General features: G+C 41.7%; 15 protein-coding genes. 9 read left to right on the plus strand and 6 right to left on the minus strand.

The window, feature by feature from the left end; genetic code table 11:
* Positions 1-254 precede the first annotated feature (254 nt).
* A complete protein-coding gene (locus FD725_RS00875; RefSeq protein ID WP_179046386.1) occupies positions 255-1,844 on the minus strand; it encodes an LA_3751/LA_3752 family putative glycosyltransferase in 1,590 nt (529 codons plus the stop codon).
* 247 nt (positions 1,845-2,091) lie between these two features.
* On the opposite strand from FD725_RS00875, the gene cofH reads away from it, so the two are divergent.
* Both cofH and psb27 read left to right on the plus strand, forming a co-directional pair.
* On the plus strand, positions 2,092-3,255 hold the full coding sequence (gene cofH / locus FD725_RS00880) for a 7,8-didemethyl-8-hydroxy-5-deazariboflavin synthase subunit CofH (RefSeq protein ID WP_179046387.1): 1,164 nt from the start codon (positions 2,092-2,094) through the stop codon (positions 3,253-3,255).
* 152 nt (positions 3,256-3,407) lie between these two features.
* The gene (psb27, locus tag FD725_RS00885) at positions 3,408-3,803 is read left to right on the plus strand and encodes a photosystem II protein Psb27 (RefSeq protein ID WP_179046388.1); all 396 of its coding nucleotides are present in this window, start codon (positions 3,408-3,410) and stop codon (positions 3,801-3,803) included.
* Between the two features lie 108 nt (positions 3,804-3,911).
* Here psb27 and FD725_RS00890 read toward each other — a convergent pair whose 3' ends face one another.
* Together FD725_RS00890 and FD725_RS00895 are read right to left on the minus strand one after the other, a co-directional pair.
* Positions 3,912-5,336: a hypothetical protein gene (locus FD725_RS00890; RefSeq protein WP_179046389.1), complete on the minus strand. Its 1,425-nt coding sequence runs from the start codon at positions 5,334-5,336 to the stop codon at positions 3,912-3,914.
* Between the two features lie 344 nt (positions 5,337-5,680).
* Positions 5,681-6,160: a hypothetical protein gene (locus FD725_RS00895; protein ID WP_179046390.1), complete on the minus strand. Its 480-nt coding sequence runs from the start codon at positions 6,158-6,160 to the stop codon at positions 5,681-5,683.
* Between the two features lie 73 nt (positions 6,161-6,233).
* Here FD725_RS00895 and FD725_RS00900 point away from each other — a divergent pair, with 73 nt between their 5' ends.
* The 7 genes from FD725_RS00900 (at position 6,234) to FD725_RS00930 (ending at position 18,018) form a co-directional block, all read left to right on the plus strand.
* Positions 6,234-10,805 (plus strand): caspase family protein, encoded by a 4,572-nt coding sequence (locus tag FD725_RS00900; RefSeq protein ID WP_179046391.1) that lies wholly within the window; start codon positions 6,234-6,236, stop codon positions 10,803-10,805.
* A 149-nt stretch (positions 10,806-10,954) separates the two neighbouring features.
* Positions 10,955-12,454 carry a family 10 glycosylhydrolase gene (locus FD725_RS00905; RefSeq protein ID WP_179051373.1) on the plus strand — a complete coding sequence of 500 codons (1,500 nt, stop codon included), beginning with the start codon at positions 10,955-10,957 and terminating at the stop codon, positions 12,452-12,454.
* 119 nt (positions 12,455-12,573) lie between these two features.
* Positions 12,574-13,275, plus strand: a complete 702-nt coding sequence (locus FD725_RS00910) for a Uma2 family endonuclease (protein WP_179046392.1) — start codon at positions 12,574-12,576, stop codon at positions 13,273-13,275.
* A gap of 393 nt (positions 13,276-13,668) precedes the next feature.
* A complete protein-coding gene (locus FD725_RS00915) occupies positions 13,669-13,953 on the plus strand; it encodes an HU family DNA-binding protein (RefSeq protein WP_103137906.1) in 285 nt (94 codons plus the stop codon).
* Positions 13,954-13,979: 26 nt separating this feature from the next.
* Positions 13,980-15,080 carry a threonine-phosphate decarboxylase CobD gene (gene cobD / locus FD725_RS00920; RefSeq protein WP_179046393.1) on the plus strand — a complete coding sequence of 367 codons (1,101 nt, stop codon included), beginning with the start codon at positions 13,980-13,982 and terminating at the stop codon, positions 15,078-15,080.
* A 114-nt stretch (positions 15,081-15,194) separates the two neighbouring features.
* Positions 15,195-16,664: an NAD(P)/FAD-dependent oxidoreductase gene (locus tag FD725_RS00925; protein WP_179046394.1), complete on the plus strand. Its 1,470-nt coding sequence runs from the start codon at positions 15,195-15,197 to the stop codon at positions 16,662-16,664.
* A 433-nt stretch (positions 16,665-17,097) separates the two neighbouring features.
* A complete protein-coding gene (locus FD725_RS00930) occupies positions 17,098-18,018 on the plus strand; it encodes an ABC transporter substrate-binding protein (RefSeq protein WP_179046395.1) in 921 nt (306 codons plus the stop codon).
* Here FD725_RS00930 and FD725_RS00935 read toward each other — a convergent pair.
* From FD725_RS00935 to FD725_RS00945, 3 genes are all read right to left on the minus strand, one after another.
* The gene (locus FD725_RS00935; RefSeq protein ID WP_179046396.1) at positions 18,011-18,433 is read right to left on the minus strand and encodes a type II toxin-antitoxin system VapC family toxin; all 423 of its coding nucleotides are present in this window, start codon (positions 18,431-18,433) and stop codon (positions 18,011-18,013) included. The two genes, FD725_RS00930 and FD725_RS00935, sit on opposite strands and share 8 nt — an antisense overlap.
* Positions 18,430-18,810 (minus strand): type II toxin-antitoxin system HicB family antitoxin, encoded by a 381-nt coding sequence (locus tag FD725_RS00940; RefSeq protein ID WP_179046397.1) that lies wholly within the window; start codon positions 18,808-18,810, stop codon positions 18,430-18,432. The genes FD725_RS00935 and FD725_RS00940 overlap by 4 nt, the downstream gene beginning before the upstream one ends.
* Before the next feature lie 71 nt (positions 18,811-18,881).
* Positions 18,882-19,955, minus strand: coding sequence for an anthranilate phosphoribosyltransferase family protein (locus tag FD725_RS00945; protein WP_179046398.1), 1,074 nt, complete (start codon positions 19,953-19,955; stop codon positions 18,882-18,884).
* Between the last annotated feature and the right edge of the window lie 205 nt (positions 19,956-20,160).

The raw sequence follows: 20,160 nt of genomic DNA on the forward strand, positions 1-20,160 counted from the left end.
GTGAGTAAGCAGTGCTTATTAGTAGTTTATACTGTGCTTTTGTGGTTAAATTAATTCTCTACCACAGAGGCGCAGAGACACACATCTTGCACCTAGCCCTAGCGATTAGAAATCGCGGCTACACAAACCAAGTCCGCCTGCGCGGACTAGAGTAAAATCAAGCTTTTAACCCGCGTAGGCGGGTTTTGTCTGTGTAGCTGCGACTTCTAGTCGCCTGGTGCAAGATATGAGGAGACACAAAGGGATTTTTACTACTAGCCTTTGTTATCTGTCTTAATAATTGCGGCTTCCTGGATGATATATTTTTTATTTCGCTTAATTTCTGTGAGTTGAATTTTGAAAGATGCTTCTTTTGCAGCCAGTTCTAATTTATCGGGTATTGTTGGTGTAGAGAAGCATGAGTCATAAAAAGGACAGATATAAATGAAATTTTGATAACCTTGCTCATTGATGCCTAAACTTAATTTACTAACTTCATCTGGTTTCTTTGTGAGGAAAAATATTTTCTCATGAAAAACAGATTCAAAGGTTTGGCTGACATATTGATGAGCAACTGCAACAATTTTATGACTATCTTGGCGTAAAAAATTGAGGATATCTAGAGTTTCTGTATTACCTACTGGATAGCATTTGATTGTCCCGGCAAATGTATTTAAGTTAAAGCCTAAAACAAATAGGGTGGCAAAAACTGCACTACTAATATATCGACAACCAAATTTTTTGATAGATAGTGTTGCTTGCAAGGCAAATATTGATGCCAAAGTCATGAGGGGAATGAGGATTAATAAGAATCGAGGCCCCCATTGTTTACCACCATCACTAGGGAGAAGTATCGGTACTAAACAGATAAAAGGGGCTGATATGAGCAAAATTTTCCAGATTGTACCTGTCAGTTGGATATTTTTGAAAAATAATGATAGTCCAATAATAGCGATCGCAAAATAAAGCATGGGAAAATGCTGGAGTAGATTCATCCCCAAAGTACCGAAATACTTATAAGCATCCATCAGTCTTTTTCTTAGAGAAAAATCTTCAACAACTTGCAGTGCATGAGCGCCTAAAGGATGATTATAAATTAATTTATTGATAATGAAAAACATTAATACAGAAACAATTATGCTCACCAGAAATATTGTTTTCTGTTGATTAATAATTGTTGCTGCACCAAGATTAAATCTATAAGAAATAGCAACTAATATCACCAAAATTGCTACTATTACAAGAAACTCTGGTCTAAACCAAACGGATAAACCAATAAGTACACCACTCAAAATGGCATTTTTAGGATCAAAAGATTTATCACCTTTAGTTAAAATAATTCCTAGTCCACTAAAAGCTAAACAAACTGCCAGTGTATGCTCCCAATACATAGCACTATAAATAGATAATGGGGCAGCAAATATCAGAGTAGCAAGACCAACAGATGTGATGAGTGCGTTGATTTTAAAAAACTGGCAAATCCGATAAAAATTAAACCAAATTATCCAAGTAGATACTAAAGGCACTATATATAAACCTCTAAAACCTAGTGCTTTATAGAAAGGTGCTGTTACTAAGGGAAAAGTAAAAGGGAATGTAATATAGTAACGATTAGAAATTTGATAAGTAAAGGGTGGTTCAAAGGGGTACAAGCCATTATTCCAGAGATTTCGCACCCACGCAGGTACAGGCAGGTCTAAATTAAAACTGAGATTACCATCACTAAATTGTCTGGCTAGAAGTGCTTTCAATCCAGCATCACCGCTAAAGTAAACTTCATCGGGAATGCGTGATAACAGATATAGGGAAAAAATTATTCCAGCTAAAATGATTAATAAAGGTAGATGAATTTTTGGTGCTTTCATATTTAATTAGCATAATTAATATAGCGGTATTCACTTGAATGAGATACAGAATTGACCACAAAATTCATACACTAATAGACTTTCAACCCTGTTCCCTGTTTCCTGTTTCCTGTTTCCTGCTATAGCTTTGATTGGTATAATTTAAAATACCATGAAGCAAATTACGTTATAACATCAAAGTGTGAAAGTTGTATAATTTTTTGGTGTGATTAAAGAAAAACTTAGTAGATAGCTGTAAAAATTAATCGTGCCACATAAAACTATTGATGCAATTTTAGATCATGCGCTGTTAGGGTATGACCTATCCCCAGCAGAGGGAGTACTCTTACTAACACAAACTGAACCAGAAGCGATCGCCGCGATTCGTACTACAGCCGACAAACTCCGTCATCTGCAAGCTGGTGATACTGTTACCTACGTAATTAACCGTAATATTAACTTTACTAATATTTGTGAGCAACACTGTAGCTTTTGTGCATTCAGACGTGATGATGGAGATGAGGGCGCTTATTGGTTAGATTGGGGGCAAATTCTCGAAAAATCTCAAGATGCGGTAAAACGAGGGGCAACAGAAATCTGTATGCAAGGAGGATTAAACCCCCAAGCCCAAATTAACGGTAAATCTCTGACTTATTACCTGCAACTCGTCAAAACTATCAAGCAAGCATTTCCCCACATTCACTTACACGCCTTTTCCCCCCAAGAAGTACAGTTTATCGCCAGAATTGACGGACTGGAATATGCTGATGTGATTGCGGCTTTGCGGGATGCTGGGGTGAATTCGCTACCGGGAACCGCAGCTGAGGTATTAAACGATGAAGTGCGGCGGGTACTGTGTCCGGAGAAAATTAATACAGCCACTTGGTTAGAAATTGTCAGTACAGCCCACAAATTAGGCTTACACACCACCAGCACCATGCTATCGGGACATATCGAAACCCCAACCCAACAAATTGAGCATTTAGAAAAATTGCGATCGCTGCAACAAACAGCCATCAATCAAAATTATCCAGCCCGGATTACCGAATTTATCTTATTACCTTTTGTCGGTCAAGAAGCACCTAAATCGCTCCGCCGTCGTGTAGGCAGAGATCAACCAGTTTTAGCCGATGCTTTATTACTAGGTGCAGTAGCACGGATTTATTTAGGTAACTGCATCCCCAACCATCAACCAAGCTGGGTGAAATTAGGACTAGCCGGAGCTACAGAAGCTTTAGTTTGGGGTTGTAACGATATTGGCGGAACCTTGATGGAAGAACATATCACCACAATGGCAGGTGCTGTAGGCGGTACTTGTATGGAAGTGGCAACATTACAAAATGCGATCGCTTCCTTAGATAGACCTTACCAACAAAGAGATACCCTCTACCAAAAAATAGAAGTCGAAAGAAAAATTCCCACTCAAAAATAATTCTTTACCTTTCCCTATCTACACTCAAAACTCCTTCACTCTCTCACTCAGCACTCAGCACTCAGCACTCATCACTCAGCACTCCCTTGATCCCTAGATACCAATCCAAGATACGATGGACGTTGATTTACGTATTCTTTTACATAATGCTTATGAAGCGCTATTGGTCGCGTCTGCTTGCCCTAATCTTAGTTGTAGCCATCGGTTTAGTAGGGTGTGGTAGTCCAGATAGTTTAACAGGAGATTATCGCCAAGATACTTTAGCTGTCGTCAGTACCTTGAGACAAGCTCTAGAAGTATCACAAGATTCCCCAGAAAGAGCAGCCCTTCAAGCAGAAGCCAGACAAAAAATTAATGATTTTTCTGCGCGCTACCAACGGGCAAACTCTGTTTCTGGCCTTAGCTCCTTTACAACTATGCGAACAGCCCTCAACTCCCTAGCTGGACACTATAGCTCTTACCCTAATCGTCCTGTACCAGAAAAGCTCAAGACTCGCTTAGAGCAAGAGTTTAAACAAGTAGAAACAGCCCTGAATCGAGGTGCTTAACTCTCCTTACTTCATATTTCCCAGTCAAGAATCAATTACGCTAGGCGGAATTCGTAATTCGTATACCGCCAGCGTTTCCTTTATTTAAAATAATGTGCAAGTTGAGAGTTAACGGTATCGCCTCCATAAGCGCCGCCAAAGCAAAAGCACTAAGATAGCGATAATAAATCCACTAAAAGTGTATATTCCCTTAGTCGCTGGGATTACCCACCAAGGTTCTTTTGGGGTTATCTGTTGTGTACTTGTTGCTGGCTGCGTCGCTTTTATCTGTGGTGTACTTGTTGCCTTTTCTGGGGTTACTTGAACCTTGAATGTTTTGATCAGGTACGATCTTACAGGGTTGTCATTTTCTTTATCTAGTCCTGGTAAAGCAGAAACAAATGAGCCAAAAGTCCATCCCGCAGCTAGAAGACTAACGAAAGTTTGAAAATTGCGATCGCGTTCAGCTTTTTCTACTTCAACTCGACTGCGAACGGCATTAATGGTATCTGATAATAATTTTAAACCTCTCTCCAGGTTTTCTGAGTCTTTAGTTATCTGTAGGCGATATTTATCTTTAACTAATTTACTAAACTCTGTTAAAAACTTAACTTCTGTTTCTTGATTTGATTGTATTTTGTGAGACTTTTGTTTAATTCTCCCTAAACGTTTTTCATAATTACTTAAATTAATATCAATCGTCCCACCTTGAAAATCAAGTATAGTTAACTCTCTTGTATACTCATTGAGTGTATTTTGCACATCCACTAATGTTTTATGTAATGTATTTAACTCACCTCCCTTATTTCTAGCTTGTTCAATAGCATCACTTCCAACTTTAATTTTAGTAAAATAAGTTTGTAGAGAATGTTTTAATAAACGACTTTGACTATAAGCCCAAACTATTTTGTGCCGATAATAAAATAAACGTATCCAATCAGAATAAAATTTACCAGATTGGTTGGAAGTAGCTTCGTCAGGATATATTACTATAATAAAATGCTGATTATTTTGGGTGAGTTCAAAAATATTTGCTCCGAGAAAGTGTCCTTGACCTTGTAAATCTCCTTCCCAATCTAAACCGGGCATTAATGCCTGATAACAAGCTTGAGCAATATCTTCCTGGCTCTTACTTTGAGAAGGAGGTAGCCAGCCTGAGAGCATCCAGGTTTGCCCAATAGTGGCTGTTTGACTCTTCAAGACTCGCTCAATTTCAGCTTTGATATCTGCAAAGCATTTAGCTGATTGAGCATTAGTTTTATTTTTGAAAGCACACTCTACAAGTAAGCCATAACTATCACCGAGTAGCACAGGATAGAAATAGCCTTCGTATTGTTCATTATGATGTTTTGTCTGTGCATATACATCTTTGAGAAGATGAATGTATTCGCTTTGCAAATCCTGCCCATTTTCTAATAATAATGGACGAATATATTCAGGAATTTTATTGTAAAAAGATTGTTGATTCAGGTTAATCTCTTCTGGAGTATCGCCTAAACTATACTTCAAGTCATAGAGAAAGAGGTCGATAGTGGGATAGATGATGTCAGTCATTCCAAGAAATAATTTATATTTTGGATTCTGGATGATAAACACAGATAAATAAATTTTTTATCTGTTAAAACACAAGGCTATTATCTTGTTAGTTAGTCAGCTAACAAATAAATTGATTGCCTGATAACTCAAATTTATTGAAACAGATTATGAGTCATAGTTTTAACCCATGATGATATGTTTTGCCATTAGTTTAGTAGTCTATTGATAATTACGCAAGGGAAAGTATGAACTAACCCCACCTTTGAATAAGAGGGGTTAAGAAAATAAATGTAGAGACGTTGCAGTGCAACGTCTCTACAAGGATTTCGGGCAACGCAGAATTAAATTCGGTCGATGTCTCGTTATTTTTGTGCAAGGTTTTGGTTTAAAAATTGTTGAAATTGCTCAAAGCGACTTAATTTTTTAGCAGTTTCAGAAGGATTGGGAGTTGCCATAACCCTGATAGCCATGTTGGTAATTTCATTACTTCTCAAGTCTGATGAGCTAACTTGTGGAATAGCACGGGTTATCGGTTGAAGTTTCTGCTTTGGTGCAACTTGTTCTAGTTCAGCCTCGCTAGGTAGTAAATTGAGGGGTGTTGTATCACCTAAATTATCTAATTGAGATTTAGCGGCTTGAAAGCGTTGATTTAAAGGTTCGTTAGCTTCAAGCATCGCTAACAAGCGGGGTTCGATGAGTACCTCCCAAGCTTTTGGGTTGACAGACAGTTGTTCAGCAACTTGGGATAAATCAGATTGTTCCCTATCACTCAGAGGAGTTTCTAAATCTTTCAGGGCTAGTAACAGAGCTAATAACGTATTGTTAAGATTGGTAGTTTCCATAAGGAAAATTACTAGGTTTTTTTGGTTACATGATTAATTAGCCTAGCTTAAATACTTAAATTAATTTGTGGTTATGGAAAGAGAAGCACTCGTGATCGGGATTAATCGCTATCCGACGCTGATAGAAAAATCTAGCGATCGCCCCCCGCATCTCAAAGCCCCAGCCACTGATGCCCAAGCCATAGCTCAAATTTTAGAAACTTATGGTAAATTCCATGTTGAGCGTCTACCAGCAGCTTATAATCAGAATGGATCTTGCTTTGTCGATCCTCAGCAGCAGCTAACACTCAAAGAGTTAGAAACAGCAATTGTCCAACTTTTCAACCCCCCTGGACGCAGCATTCCTGATACAGCCTTGCTCTTTTTTGCGGGGCATGGTTTACGCAAAGATATCGGTGGAGTCACAGAAAGCTTTTTAGCTGCCAGCGATACTTGTCCTGTGATTGGACAGTGGGGACTTTCTCTAGACTGGTTACGCAAACTCTTACAATCTTCCCCGGTTCGTCAGCAAATTGTTTGGTTAGATTGTTGTTATAGCGGTGAGTTATTGAGTTTCCATGATGCCGATCCTGGCAGTTTTGAGACAAAGGATAGATGTTTAATTACCGCTTCTCGTGGATTTGAAGTCGCATACGAAGAGTTGAGTGGTAATCATGGGATTTTGAGTGGTGCATTAGTTGAAGCACTTAAACCTGAAAGTCATGCTGAAGGCTGGGTGACAAACTACTCCCTGGTTGACTTAATCAAGCAGCAGCTAAAAACCGCCCGTCAGCGTCCCATTTTTCACAACACTGGCACAGAAATTATCCTCACGGGACAAAAAGAAAAAATTGACCGTGCTGTTTTAATGGCAGAGTTCTGTCCTTACAAGGGTTTAGCAGCTTTTGATTTTAACGAATCAGACCCGAAATATTTCTATGGACGCACCGCTTTAACTGATTCGCTTTTGGAGAATATCAGGCAAGGGAATTTTTTAGCGGTTGTCGGAGCTTCTGGAAGTGGTAAGTCTAGTGTAGTCAAGGCAGGTTTACTGCATCAACTGAAGTTAGGCAAAAGATTGGGAGGAAGTGAGCAATGGGTAATCAAGATTTTTCGCCCCGGAGAACATCCCCTCAAAAGTTTAGCTAGAGTATTACAGACAGATAAACCAAAATCTGAATTAGAAAAGACAGAAGAATTACTCAACAAGGGTGCGATCGCATTAACCCAATTAGTCCAAGCCACATTGCAATCATTAGGGATACCGCATGAGCTAGAGCCTGATACAAACACTCTCTCTTTACAAACCCCAGTTTACCATCGCCTTATCCTCGTCATCGACCAATTTGAAGAAGTTTTTACTCTCTGTCAAGATGAAAACGAGCGACAGCAGTTTTTTGAGTGTTTGCTAGGGGCATTAAATGGTTCTGGGTTGACGGTGGTAATGACGATGCGGGCAGATTTCTTTGGAAAATGTGCAGAACAGGAATATGCAGGATTAGCACAGAAAATTCAAGAGAATCTGATTACTGTCACCCCAATGAATAAAAAGGAGTTGACCCAAGCGATTACCCAACCAGCCTATCAAGTCGGGTTAGAAGTGCAACGGGAACTAGTAGAACAAATGCTAGCCGATGTCGAAGGCCCTGGTAGTTTACCTTTGTTACAATATACCCTAACGGAATTGTGGCGCAAGCGAGAAGTGAATCGCTTAACTCTGGCAGAATATAGCAGACTTGGTGGAGTCAAAGGCACGCTACAAAAACGGGCTGATGAAGTTTATGATGCCCTCGACTCGAAAGAAGAACAACTGACTGCTAAACGGATATTCATTGAGTTAACCCAGTTGGGAGAAGGAACAGAAGACACCCGCAGACAGGTGTTTAAAACAGATTTAGTCAACTCCCAGCAATCGGCTCAAGTTGTGGAACAAGTGCTAATGAAGTTGACAGATGCCAGATTAGTGGTGACATCGGAACTGCAAGCACGGGGAGAGAGTGAAAAGACGGTGACAGTGGTGGATGTAGCTCATGAAGCACTGATTCGCCATTGGCCAAGATTGCGTTCTTGGGTGAGTGAAAACCGAGCCGCTATCCGCATTGAGCGTAAGATTGAAGCAGCATCAGAGGAGTGGGAAAGTAAAAACAAGTCCAAAGATTATCTGTTTACCGGGTCAAAATTGGCAGAGGCAGAGAATTACTTACAAGAGTATCGGGATCTCGGTTTGCTGTCGCATTTAGCATCTGAATTTGTCCAGAAAAGTATCCAGCAACGTAACACAAGTAAATGGGTTAGGTTTGGCGTAGTTGCGGCTTTTGTAGGCGTGGTAGCTATAGGTGCAGTTGCTTCGACAATTTTTGGATTAGAGTCTCGCAAACAAGCAACTATGGCCAATCTGCGAGAAAAAGGTACAAATATCAAATATTTACTGCCAATACAGCCAAATGTAGAGCAATTAATTTCAGCAATTGCGGCAACTGGTGAAAGTCAGTCACAACTGGGGGAAGCTTTGAGTGAAGTTCAATCTAGTTTATCGGAAGCAATAGAAGCTGTTCATGAGCGCAATATTTTCTCCGGTCATACAAGTTATGTCAATGCGCTGGCGTTTAGCCCTGATGGTAAGTATATTGTCAGTGGCAGTGAAGACAAGACGCTACGGTTGTGGGATACAAAAGGCAAGTTACTCCACACTTTCAAGGGTCATACAAGTTCTGTCAGGGCGCTGGCGTTCAGTCCCGATGGCAAGTATATTGTCAGTGGCAGTGAAGACAACACGCTACGGTTGTGGGATGCAAACGGCAAGTTGCTCCACACTCTCAACGGTCATACCAATATTGTCAATGCGCTGGCGTTCAGTCCTGATGGCAAGTATATTGTCAGTAGCAGTGCAGACAACACACTACGGATGTGGGATACAAACGGCAAGTTGCTCCACACCCTCAACGGTCATACAAGTTATGTCAGGGCGCTGGCGTTCAGTCCCGATGGCAAGTATATTGTCAGTGGCAGTGCTGACAAGACGCTACGGTTGTGGGATACAAACGGCAAGTCGCTCCACACCCTCAACGGTCATACAAAACCTGTCAGAGCGCTGGCGTTCAGTCCTGATGGTCAGTATATTGTCAGTGGCAGTGAAGACAAGACGCTACGGTTGTGGGATACAAACGGCAAGTTGCTCCACACCCTCAACGGTCATACAGAATCTGTCAATTCGCTGGCGTTCAGTCCCGATGGTCAGTATATTCTCAGTGGCAGTGAAGACAAGACGCTACGGTTGTGGGATACAAACGGCAAGTTACTCCACACCCTCAACGGTCATACAAGTTTTGTCGATGCGCTGGCGTTCAGTCCCGATGGCAAGTCTATTCTCAGTGGCGGTGGAGACAGCACGCTACGGTTGTGGGATACAAACGGCAAGTTACTCCACACCCTCAACGGTCATACAAGTTCTGTCACGGCGCTGGCGTTCAGTCCCGATGGCAAGTCTATTCTCAGTGGCAGTGGAGACAGCACGCTACGGATGTGGGATACAAACGGCAAGTTGCTCCACACCCTCAACGGTCATACAAAACCTGTCACGGCGCTGGCGTTCAGTCCCGATGGCAAGTCTATTCTCAGTGGCAGTGCAGACAACACGCTACGGATGTGGGATACAAACGGCAAGTTGCTCCACACCCTCAACGGTCATACAAGTTTTGTCGATGCGCTGGCGTTCAGTCCCGATGGCAAGTCTATTCTCAGTGGGAGTGCAGACAACACGCTACGGATGTGGAATACAAACGGCAAGTTGCTCCACACCCTCAACGGTCATACAAGTTCTGTCAATTCGCTGGCGTTCAGTCCCGATGGCAAGTATATTGTCAGTGGCAGTGCATACAACACGCTACAGTTGTGGGATACAAACGGCAAGTTGCTCCACACCCTCAACGGTCATACAAGGTTTGTCACGGCGCTGGCGTTCAGTCCCGATGGCAAGTATATTCTCAGTGGCAGTGATGACCAGACGCTACGGTTGTGGGATACAAAAGGCAAGTTGCTCCACACTCTCAACGGTCATACAAGTTTTGTCAAGGCAGTGGCGTTCAGTCCTGATGGTCAGTATATTGTCAGTGGCAGTTCAGACAACACGCTACGGTTGTGGGATACAAACGGCAAGTTGTTCCACACCCTCAACGGTCATACAAGTTCTGTCACGGCGCTGGCGTTCAGTCCCGATGGCAAGTATATTGTCAGTGGCAGTGATGACAAGACGCTACGGTTGTGGGATACAAACGGCAAGTTGCTCCACACCCTCAACGGTCATACAGGTGGTGTCTGGGCGCTGGCGTTCAGTCCCGATGGTCAGTACATTGTCAGTGGCAGTGAAGACAACACCCTACGGTTGTGGCTTGGTGGTAATTGGCAAGATTGGCTAAAAGTGGGGTGCGATAGGTTACACGAGCATCCCATCCTTGTGCAAGCTAAAACTGAGGAAGCGAAAACCGCAGCACAAACCTGTCTAGACTATGCTAACTGGAGCAACACCGAAAAAGCTCAATTTCTGGTTAAGCAAGGTCAAGCATTAGCACAGTTTGATGGAGATATCAAGAGTGCTGATGCTAAATTTAATCAAGCTCGAAAATTGGATTCTAACGTAGCTATCCCTAGCACAACAGAAGTCAGATAGTTTCACTTTAAGGTTGATACATTTAGGCAAGCAGGGGAGCAGTGGTTCTCTTCGAGACGCTCCGCGAACGACTCCTCTCACCAACAGGGGCAGAGGGGCAGAGGAGAAATTATTTGTATCATTCATTTAGTGAAATGTTTTTATCAGGTATGCGTAACCGTCCCTTGAATCCCCTAAAATCAAAATTACCTTGGCAACGTCTATTGACTGCCATTTTGAGCAGTAGCCTATTAATCCCTTGGTTTGAGAGTAACCCAGCTCAAGCACAAGCAACAGAGTATTGTCAGCTATCTCCACAAGTAGCAAAAACGAAAGAAAATTTACGCTTATTATCTATTAAGGGGAATCAGGACGCGCAACAACGCTACCAACAGTTAGTCAAAAAACACGCCGAGGAATTAAAACAATGTCGTAGCCGCACCTGGCCGAAAATCCAAGCCATTTGGTTACGGCTGTATCCTTGTGATGTTGCACCGGGAGCCATAGAGCAAATTATGGATAGGATGGTGAACCGAGGCTATAACCAAGTTTATGTGGAAGTATTCTACGATGGGCAAGTACTTTTACCCGCAGCCGCTAACCCGACGGTTTGGCCTTCTGTCATCCGCACCCCCAGAGCCGAAAAAATCGATTTACTCGCTACAGCAATTCAAAAAGGGCGGCAACGCGGTTTAAAAGTCTATGGCTGGATGTATACTATTAACTTCGGTTACACCTACGCTAAAAGGAAAGACCGAGAAGAGGCGATCGCTCGTAATGGTAAAGGTCAAACCAGTTTATACGTCGTAGATAATGGTTCTCAAGTATTTATTGACCCCTACAACGAACAAGCCAAACGCGACTATTACCGTATGGTACAAGAAATACTGCGCCGTCGGCCTGATGGCTTGTTATTTGACTACGTGCGCTATCCCCGTCAGGCTGGTAGTGATTCCATCGCCACTAAAGTAACAGATTTGTGGTTATTTACCCAAGCAACTCAACAAGCTTTATTTCGTCGCGCTCAAAATAACAAAGGATTAGAACTAATTCGCCGCTTCTTAAGTAAGGGATACATTACCGCCGGCGATATCAGTGATATAGACAAACTTTATCCCCAAGAAAGTGAGCCTCTCTGGCAAGGTCGAATTATCCCACCACAGCAAAAAGCATTACCTTCACCCAGCGCCAGACAACCAATCTTGCAAACGGAATTGTGGCTTTTATCAGTTGCTCACGCCATGCAAGGTATTCTCGATTTTGTCTCTTTAGCTACCCAGCCAGCCAAAGAACTAGGTATTACTTCTGGGGTTGTCTTCTTCCCAGAAGGCAACCAAACACTAGGCGAAGGTTACGATTCGCGCCTACAACCTTGGGATAGATTTCCGAGTACCTTGCAATGGCATCCCATGTCTTATGGGACTTGCGGTAAAGTCAGTTGTATTGTCGAGCAAGTGCAACGAGTTTTGAGTATGGCAAAACCAGGTACACAAATAATTCCAGCCTTAGCAGGAACTTGGGGAGAGTCAGTGAGCAATCGTCCACCCCTAGAAGCACAAATGCAAGCTCTACGCCAATTTTCTGACAAAATCCCAGGTGTGAGCCATTTCGCCTATTCTTGGCAATACCCAGAACATGATGGCGATCGCAAATTCTGCCGCATTCAATAGTCCGTAATTAATAACATCTGACAACTGTGTGATTCTTAAACCTCATAAAATTATAGGGGTAAGGAGTCAGGCACAATTTTGCATTTTTATCAACTAAATACCCTTGAGAGACATCAACTATGGTAGCGATCGCACAACCAGCAGAAACAAGAATTCTACTCCAAAATATCAGTTGGCAGACATTTAAAACTATGCTGGCTGAAATGGGTACAGAACGCAACACCCGATTAGCTTATGAAAATGAAATAGTAGAAATTATTACCGCACAAATGTCTCACGAAAATTCCAACCGTCTGATAGAAGGTTTTGTTGGAGTACTCTGCGAAGAATTAGGTTTAGAAGTTAAACGTTCTGGTTCCTTGACATTAACGCGGGATGATTTAGAACGAGGAGCCGAGCCTGATAGTAGCTACTATATCCAAAATGAAGCTTTAGTAAGAAATAAAGAAAATATTGACCTAGCAACTGATCCACCACCAGACTTAGTTCTAGAAGTGGAATATTCCCGATCTGCCATAGATAAGCTGAAACTGTACGCAGCAATGGGAGTTCCGGAATTTTGGCGTTATAACGGCACTACATTAAAAATTTATACCCTTGCTGGTGGGCAATATTCAGAAGTGCAAATTAGCCCCACCTTTACCCCCATACCCGTAACCGAGATTCCCCAGTTTATCGCCACCGCCAAAAATCACGGTGAAGTTGCCACAACTCGCGCATTCCGTACCTGGGTACAGAAGAATAGGGGATTGGGGAACTCGGGGCCCCCTCTGGGGATAAGGGGTAATGGGGATTGGGGACTAATGACTATTGACTATTGACTATTGACCATTGACCCCTTAATGAGAATTTACGTATCTTAATTACATAACTTCCTAAAATCTTAACTTTTGTTTGTTTTATTCTCTGTTTTATCAGCAACTAGGGTATTCACTAGGTATTTTTTCCTACTTTTTTAGTGGTTTTGAGGGTAACAATGACCCCAAAAATAAAAAAAATGCCGAAATCCATATAAATTAATGCTTTCATCTATCCACTTCAGGCTACAACGCTTTAGAATGATTCATTGAAAAGTAGAGCCGATGGGATTTGCAGCCATTTTAGGTATAAATACTCCCAAAGGGCGACTTTTGTATCTGTTTCAACAGAGATTTTGGTAAAAATGCGACATCGTACATTTGTCAAAAATCTCAATTAAACACAAGGAGTTTCAAATGAACAAAGGTGAATTGGTTGATGCCGTAGCGGAAAAGGCTAGTGTGACTAAAAAGCAAGCAGATGCCGTTTTAACTGCTGCTTTGGAAACGATTATTGAAGCTGTCTCTTCTGGCGATAAAGTCACGCTAGTGGGATTTGGTTCATTTGAATCACGGGAACGTAAAGCTCGTGAAGGTCGTAACCCCAAAACCAACGAAAAGATGGAAATTCCCGCGACTAGAGTTCCTGCGTTCTCTGCTGGTAAGTTATTCAGAGAAAAAGTTGCGCCCCCAAAATCCTAGTTTCTGCTATTAGGAACATTGATTGGATGCAGCAACCATCTCACGGAGGAAATTTAGCTTGGGCAGCAGCGATCGCTGGCTGTCCTGCTGATGCTATCGTGGATTTCTCTGCTAGCATTAGCCCATTGGGGCCACCAAAAAGTGCGATCGCTGCTATTCAGTCACAAATTGGTAATCTCAGGCATTATCCAGACCCAGATTACAGTGACCTCAGACTCGCTCTAGGTCACTTCCATCAATTACCATCAGCGTGTATTCTGCCTGGCAATGGCTCGGCAGAGTTACTTACCTTAGCAGGTAGAGAATTAGCAGAATTAGCCGCAACAAGTTTAATAACTCCAGCCTTTGGCGATTACTACCGCACTCTAGCTGCTTACGGTGCTAAAGTGCTGGAGTTTCCCCTGTCTTTAACAAGGGGACAAGGGGACAAGGGGAGAGGGGGACAAGGGGAAGAAATTTCTCCCCATCTTTGCTCTTATTTCTCGGACAATAGTGGATTGTTGTTAAATAATCCCCACAACCCAACAGGTAAACTCTTTACACGAGAGGCTATTTTGCCCTTATTGGCAAAGTATGCTTTGGTAGTGGTGGATGAAGCGTTTATGGATTTTGTCCCTCCCGCAGAGGAACAAAGCCTGATTCCAATGGTGCAGGAATATCCCAACTTAGTAATATTGCGATCGCTGACAAAATTTTACAGTCTACCTGGACTGAGATTAGGATATGCGATCGCTCACCCTGACCGCTTGCAAAAATGGCGATCGTGGCGTGATCCCTGGCCTGTCAACACCTTAGCAGCAGCTGCGGCAATAGCAGCCGTCCAAGATCAAGAATATCAAACACAAACTTGGCAATGGCTACCACCCACACGCCAGCAACTATATCAGGATTTATCCACAATCGCTGGATTAGAACCCCAACCCAGCGCTGCCAACTTTTTACTAGTGAAAACCCAAGTATCCAGTGTGCAATTGCAACAAAAATTACTCCAACAACACCAGATTTTAATTCGTGATTGTCTCAGCTTTCAAGAATTAGGCGATCGCTTTTTCCGCATCGCCGTCCGTTCTCAATCCGACAACCAACGCCTATTAACAGCACTAAAGTTAGTAATGAATGCTGAGTAAAGGAGTGAGGGAGTGAGGGAGTGCTGAGTAGTGATTAATGACTATTGCCTATTGCCTATTGCCTATTGACCAATGACTATTGACTAATGACCATTGACTAATGACCAATGACCAATGACTATTGACTACGATGTCGTAATTATCGGTGGCAGTCCAGCCGGACGTTATGCTGCCTTAGCTGCTACTCAACTAAAAGCTAAAGTTGCTTTAGTAGAATCTCAAGTTAATAATGGTTTGATTTTTCACCAAGCCTTCAATGAAATCGCTCATCGAACCCACAATTTCAGTTATCTGGCTGATTTTGGTATCAACACCATACAGTCGAATACTGCTGAACAATGTCAGATATCTTTGGCATCGCCAGAAGTAATGCTTTATGCTCAAGGCGTTGTCTCTAATATTCAAGAATCTAACTCTATTGCCAATTTAGCAGCCCAAGGAATCGATTTCATTTTTGGTAATGGTCAATTTCAAACTTCCCCTCATCTATCATTTGCAATTAATCAGCGCCTACTACGGGGGCGGACTTATTTACTTGCCACTGGTTCTCGTCCCAAAATTCCCGCAATAGAAGGATTGTCTGCCACTGGCTACCGCACCTTAGCAAATATTTGGCAATCTCTATACAAGCAAGGTTCTCTAATTTCTTCACCACCTCAAGATTGGTTAATTATTGGTGGTATTCCCCAGAGTATTGAGATAGCACAAACATTAGTCAGACTGGGTTGCAATGTCACCTTAGTAATTCAATCTCCTGATCTTCTACCTCATATAGATCCAGAAATTGCCCAGTTACTTCAAGCACAGTTAGAAGTTGATGGTATCCGTGTCCTCACGCAAACAGTAGTCACTCAAGTCAAGCGAATTGAGCATAAAAAATGGGTGCAGGCGGGAGATAGAGCCATAGAAGTAGATGAAATATTAATAGCGATAGGACAGCAACCAAATCTAGAAGTGCTGAATTTGGCAGAAGCTGGAGTGAAATGGCATCAGCATCGTTTAATAGTCAATAACAAGCTACAAACCACTAATCGCCGTATTTACGCTTGTGGTGATGTGATTGGTGGTTATGACTTCCTGCACATTGCCCATTACGAAGCCAGAATTGCCTTAAAAAATGCTCTATTTGTGCCGCAGTTTTCAGTCGATTACCGATGCCTTCCTTGGGCAATCTTATCTTACCCCAATCTCGCCCAAGTTGGTTTGACACAAGCACAAGCAAGACGTAGATTTGCCAGAAAAGAAATTTTTGTTCTACAGCATTATTACAAATCAGTCGCCGCAGCTCAATTAAGGAATGCAACTACAGGTATTTGTCAACTAGTTGTCCTCAACAACGGAGAGATTTTAGGCGCTACTATATTGGGTGCAGAAGCTAGAGAGTTAATTAATATCATTGCTTTAGCTATGGCTCAAAAAATCCCTGTCAAGCAATTAGCCAACTTATCCACTGTCTATCCCAGTTTTTCAGAAATTTTAGAACAGACAGCACGAGAATGGAGCCAACAAAAGCTCAATAGCAACCCAGCTTTGCAAGATTGGCTAGAAGGTTTCTTCCATTGGCGACGGAATTGGAATTTGTGAGTTATCAGCTATGTTCTTATATTAAAAATTGATGGTAGTAAAAAAGACCACTGTGAGTAATTTTAAAGAAATGACGATTTGTTATCTATCAAACATTAGTTTTTCGGTTTATTCTTATATATTATATAAAGCTTTTCTCAAAAAACCTTGTATACCTTAGCGGCGAGTAGCACCTTTACCCAAATTCTCAGAAATTTTGGCTGATGCTTGAACTCGCTTTTTTTTACTTATTTTTTGTGTCAGTGGTTACTTATTCATACCAAGTTAAAATTCAAAATACCCTTCTCCTGTCAGAGACACTGCGCGAACAAAGACGCTACCGCCAAGAGAACAAACCAGCATACTACGTTCAAAAATTAAATCTTAGTCCTGTATCTCAATTTTTTAGCCTTGCTATGCCAATACTATCTATATGCCATGAGGAAATGTAGATATGCTCCGTCGTTGGATATCATCAGCTTTAGCAATTTTATTCAGCATCATTGTAACTGCTTGTAGTACTGCAACTACCCAGCAGCCACAAGCACAAAACACAACAATACTCAACACTGATGCTCAACCATTAGCAAATGTATCTGCGAAAAGAGTTGTCACCCTCTCTTCATTAACTACAGATATTATCTCTCAACTTGATCAAAGCAAGCTTGTAGGTATGACTGGGAGTACATTATTTAAAAATGATTCACGCTTCCAAGATATTCCCCGTGTTAGCGAAGGTCAAAATCCCCCCAATTTAGAAAGAATTATTGCCTTGAAACCAGATTTAGTTATTGGTGCAGAAGGTTTTTCTAATCAACCAATTCAACGCCTGAAACAATTGGGTATTCCTACTTTGCTAACGCAAATCAACACATGGAATTCTTTAGAAGAAATCACCAAAAAACTAGCTCAGTTAATTGATGTCAATCCTCAACCTTTATTAGACCGTTACCAAAGTTTTTTACCAAATAAATCATCTCCGAATGTTTCGACTATTGTATTGGTAAGTCGGCAACCAATCTTAGCACCAAATAAAAATAGCTGGGCAGGTGATTTGTTAGAAAAATTTCCTACTAAAAACTTAGTTGCAGATTTACAAGGTCAAAGTCCCATTTCTGGTTATGTTACTCTTTCGGCTGAGAAAGTTTTAGAGGCTAATCCCGAAGTAATTATTGTTGTTAGTCCTCCCCAAGGTGGAACAAAAATATCAGTTTTAGATGATTTTAAAAAAGAAGGATTTTGGGCAAAACTACAAGCCACAAAAAATAATCGAGTATATGTTTATAGTTATTACGGCTTAGTTAATCCAGGCAGTATAGATGCCATAGAAAAAGTTTGTCGGCAGCTTCAGCAAGATTTGTTAGTTGTCAATTAGCACTCCAATCTGCAAACTCCAACCCAGGTACACGGGTAAAATCTCGCTGATTCCGCGTTACCAAAATAGCATCATTAGCAATGGCAATGGCAGCTATGCGTAAATCTTGCGTCCCGATACGAAGATTCTGACGCAACAGTTCTCCATAGCAATCAGCAGCTTTTTGGTTAAATGCAAGTAAATTAATACTATTGAAGTAATCGTATGTCGCTTGTAAACTAGAGTAGGCAGTAACTAATTTATCTAGAGAATCAGCTTTCCTAATGACATTAAATCTTCCACGAATCTGTTCTTCAAAGGTAATAATGGTCACAGCTAAATTTTCTGAAGAAATTTCACTAATACGCTTGCTAACATGAGGATGCCCATTTTGGAAAAGTGAGACAGAATCTGTATCTAGTATCCACAAACTCACGATTCTTTAACCTCTGTAGCATCAATTTGATGATAGCGTTCTGCCATTTCTGCATCTATTTCTCTACGATATTCTTCAATGTCTGCTAATACCTCATCAAACATTGGATCATCTTTAAACATACCTGCAAATTTCATCCAAGGATGTTCTGGTTTTGGTACTGCTATTTCTTGAGTGACTATTTCTACATTTTTTAACCTTCTATCCACAATTTCATGTAAATTATGCAGTGCATCTTCTCGCGTTGTAGCGAATACTTGACAGTCTGGTAATCCCCAAACTGTTGCTTGATATCCACCTTCTTTTTCTTCGATTAATACTGAATAGTTAAGCTTGGATAGTTCATTAGTTGTTTTTTGAAGTGAATTACTAGTCATAAGATTTACCTATTTTTTCTTTTGGCTATATCTATTGTAAATCCACTAATCAGCAAGATGAATTAGTGAGATTAGTAAGTATGCTGGCAGGTTTTTTCTGAGACGGAATTAACTACTTGAATTAGTTCTTGTAATTTGGCAGCTACGACTCCACTAGTTAATAGTTCTTCTGCTGTAGCAATACCCGATCGCATATCGGCACAAATCCCACTTTGCCACAGGTAAAATCCCCCATTCCACAATGCTGTTTGCATTAATTCGCTAGCATTCCCAGCCAATACATCCTGCATCTGTACCAGCAATTCTTCTGTACTACCTAATGCTACATTCTTGGTAGTAAAACCATAATCATGGGGTGAAAGCAACAATCTTTCTAACTCTGGGGATGTTTGCGACAAGCTGATAATGGCTGTCCGATCGCGTGGTAAATCGCAACTCCCCTCTAATCCTTTGACTAAGGTAAATTTAGTCACTCCCCGTAATCTCAAGGCAGTCTGGAACATTCCCTCTGTCGGTGGATGAACATAGCCAGCAATCATGTGAGCATCCCCACCATAAGGACACCAGATTAATTCCATTGTCGCTAAAGGTGGACGCTTGCCGAGTTGGTCACGGTATCCCCATAGACTATTAGTTAAAGGAAAATGCTGTGGTGGATAGACAAAACCAATGCCAGTTTGCTGAAATACTACTTGGGTGTTAATTAGAGGTAAAGTAGTCCAGTTGACTCCTAATCCTTGCCAAATTTCTGTTAGCGGTAATCCATACTTAGTGGGTAAGCGATCGCCTCCGTGCATCACCACTGGTTGTCCTGCAGCAGCAAGTAATAAGGCGATGACTGGGCTGATGGGTGCGGTGCGTGTTCTGCCATCATAAGGTATGCCAAAAACCAGGACTGGATGTGGTGAAGTGATGGGTTGCAGTTTTACACCCAATTCATCGTAAGCGTCTAACATTCCTGCCAACTCTTCTCCCGTGGGACGCTTAATCCGATGGGCAATCAAAAATGCACCGATTTGGGCTGGTGTAGCTTCTCCCAGCAACATCATTTTCGTAGCTGTGGCTGCTTCCACACGAGTTAAATTTTCTCCCGTATGATTGCCACTACCTACTTTTTTCAATAATTCCCTGAAGATGATGCTCATAAAAGTCAATGGTCAACGGTTAATAGTCAAAAGGACTTACGCACTCAACCAATAAACCCTTCTGAAGGTAGTCAATAGTCCATAGTCAAGGGGAGCCTGCCGCTTGTGGGGGTTTCCCCCATTGTGCGGACTGGCGTTCAAAATCAAGTTTTTTTTCGACTATTGACTATTGACAAAAAAGCCAGAAAATTTATTGACACTACGT

It is taken from the genome of Nostoc sp. TCL26-01 (assembly GCF_013393945.1).
Taxonomy (GTDB): domain Bacteria; phylum Cyanobacteriota; class Cyanobacteriia; order Cyanobacteriales; family Nostocaceae; genus Trichormus.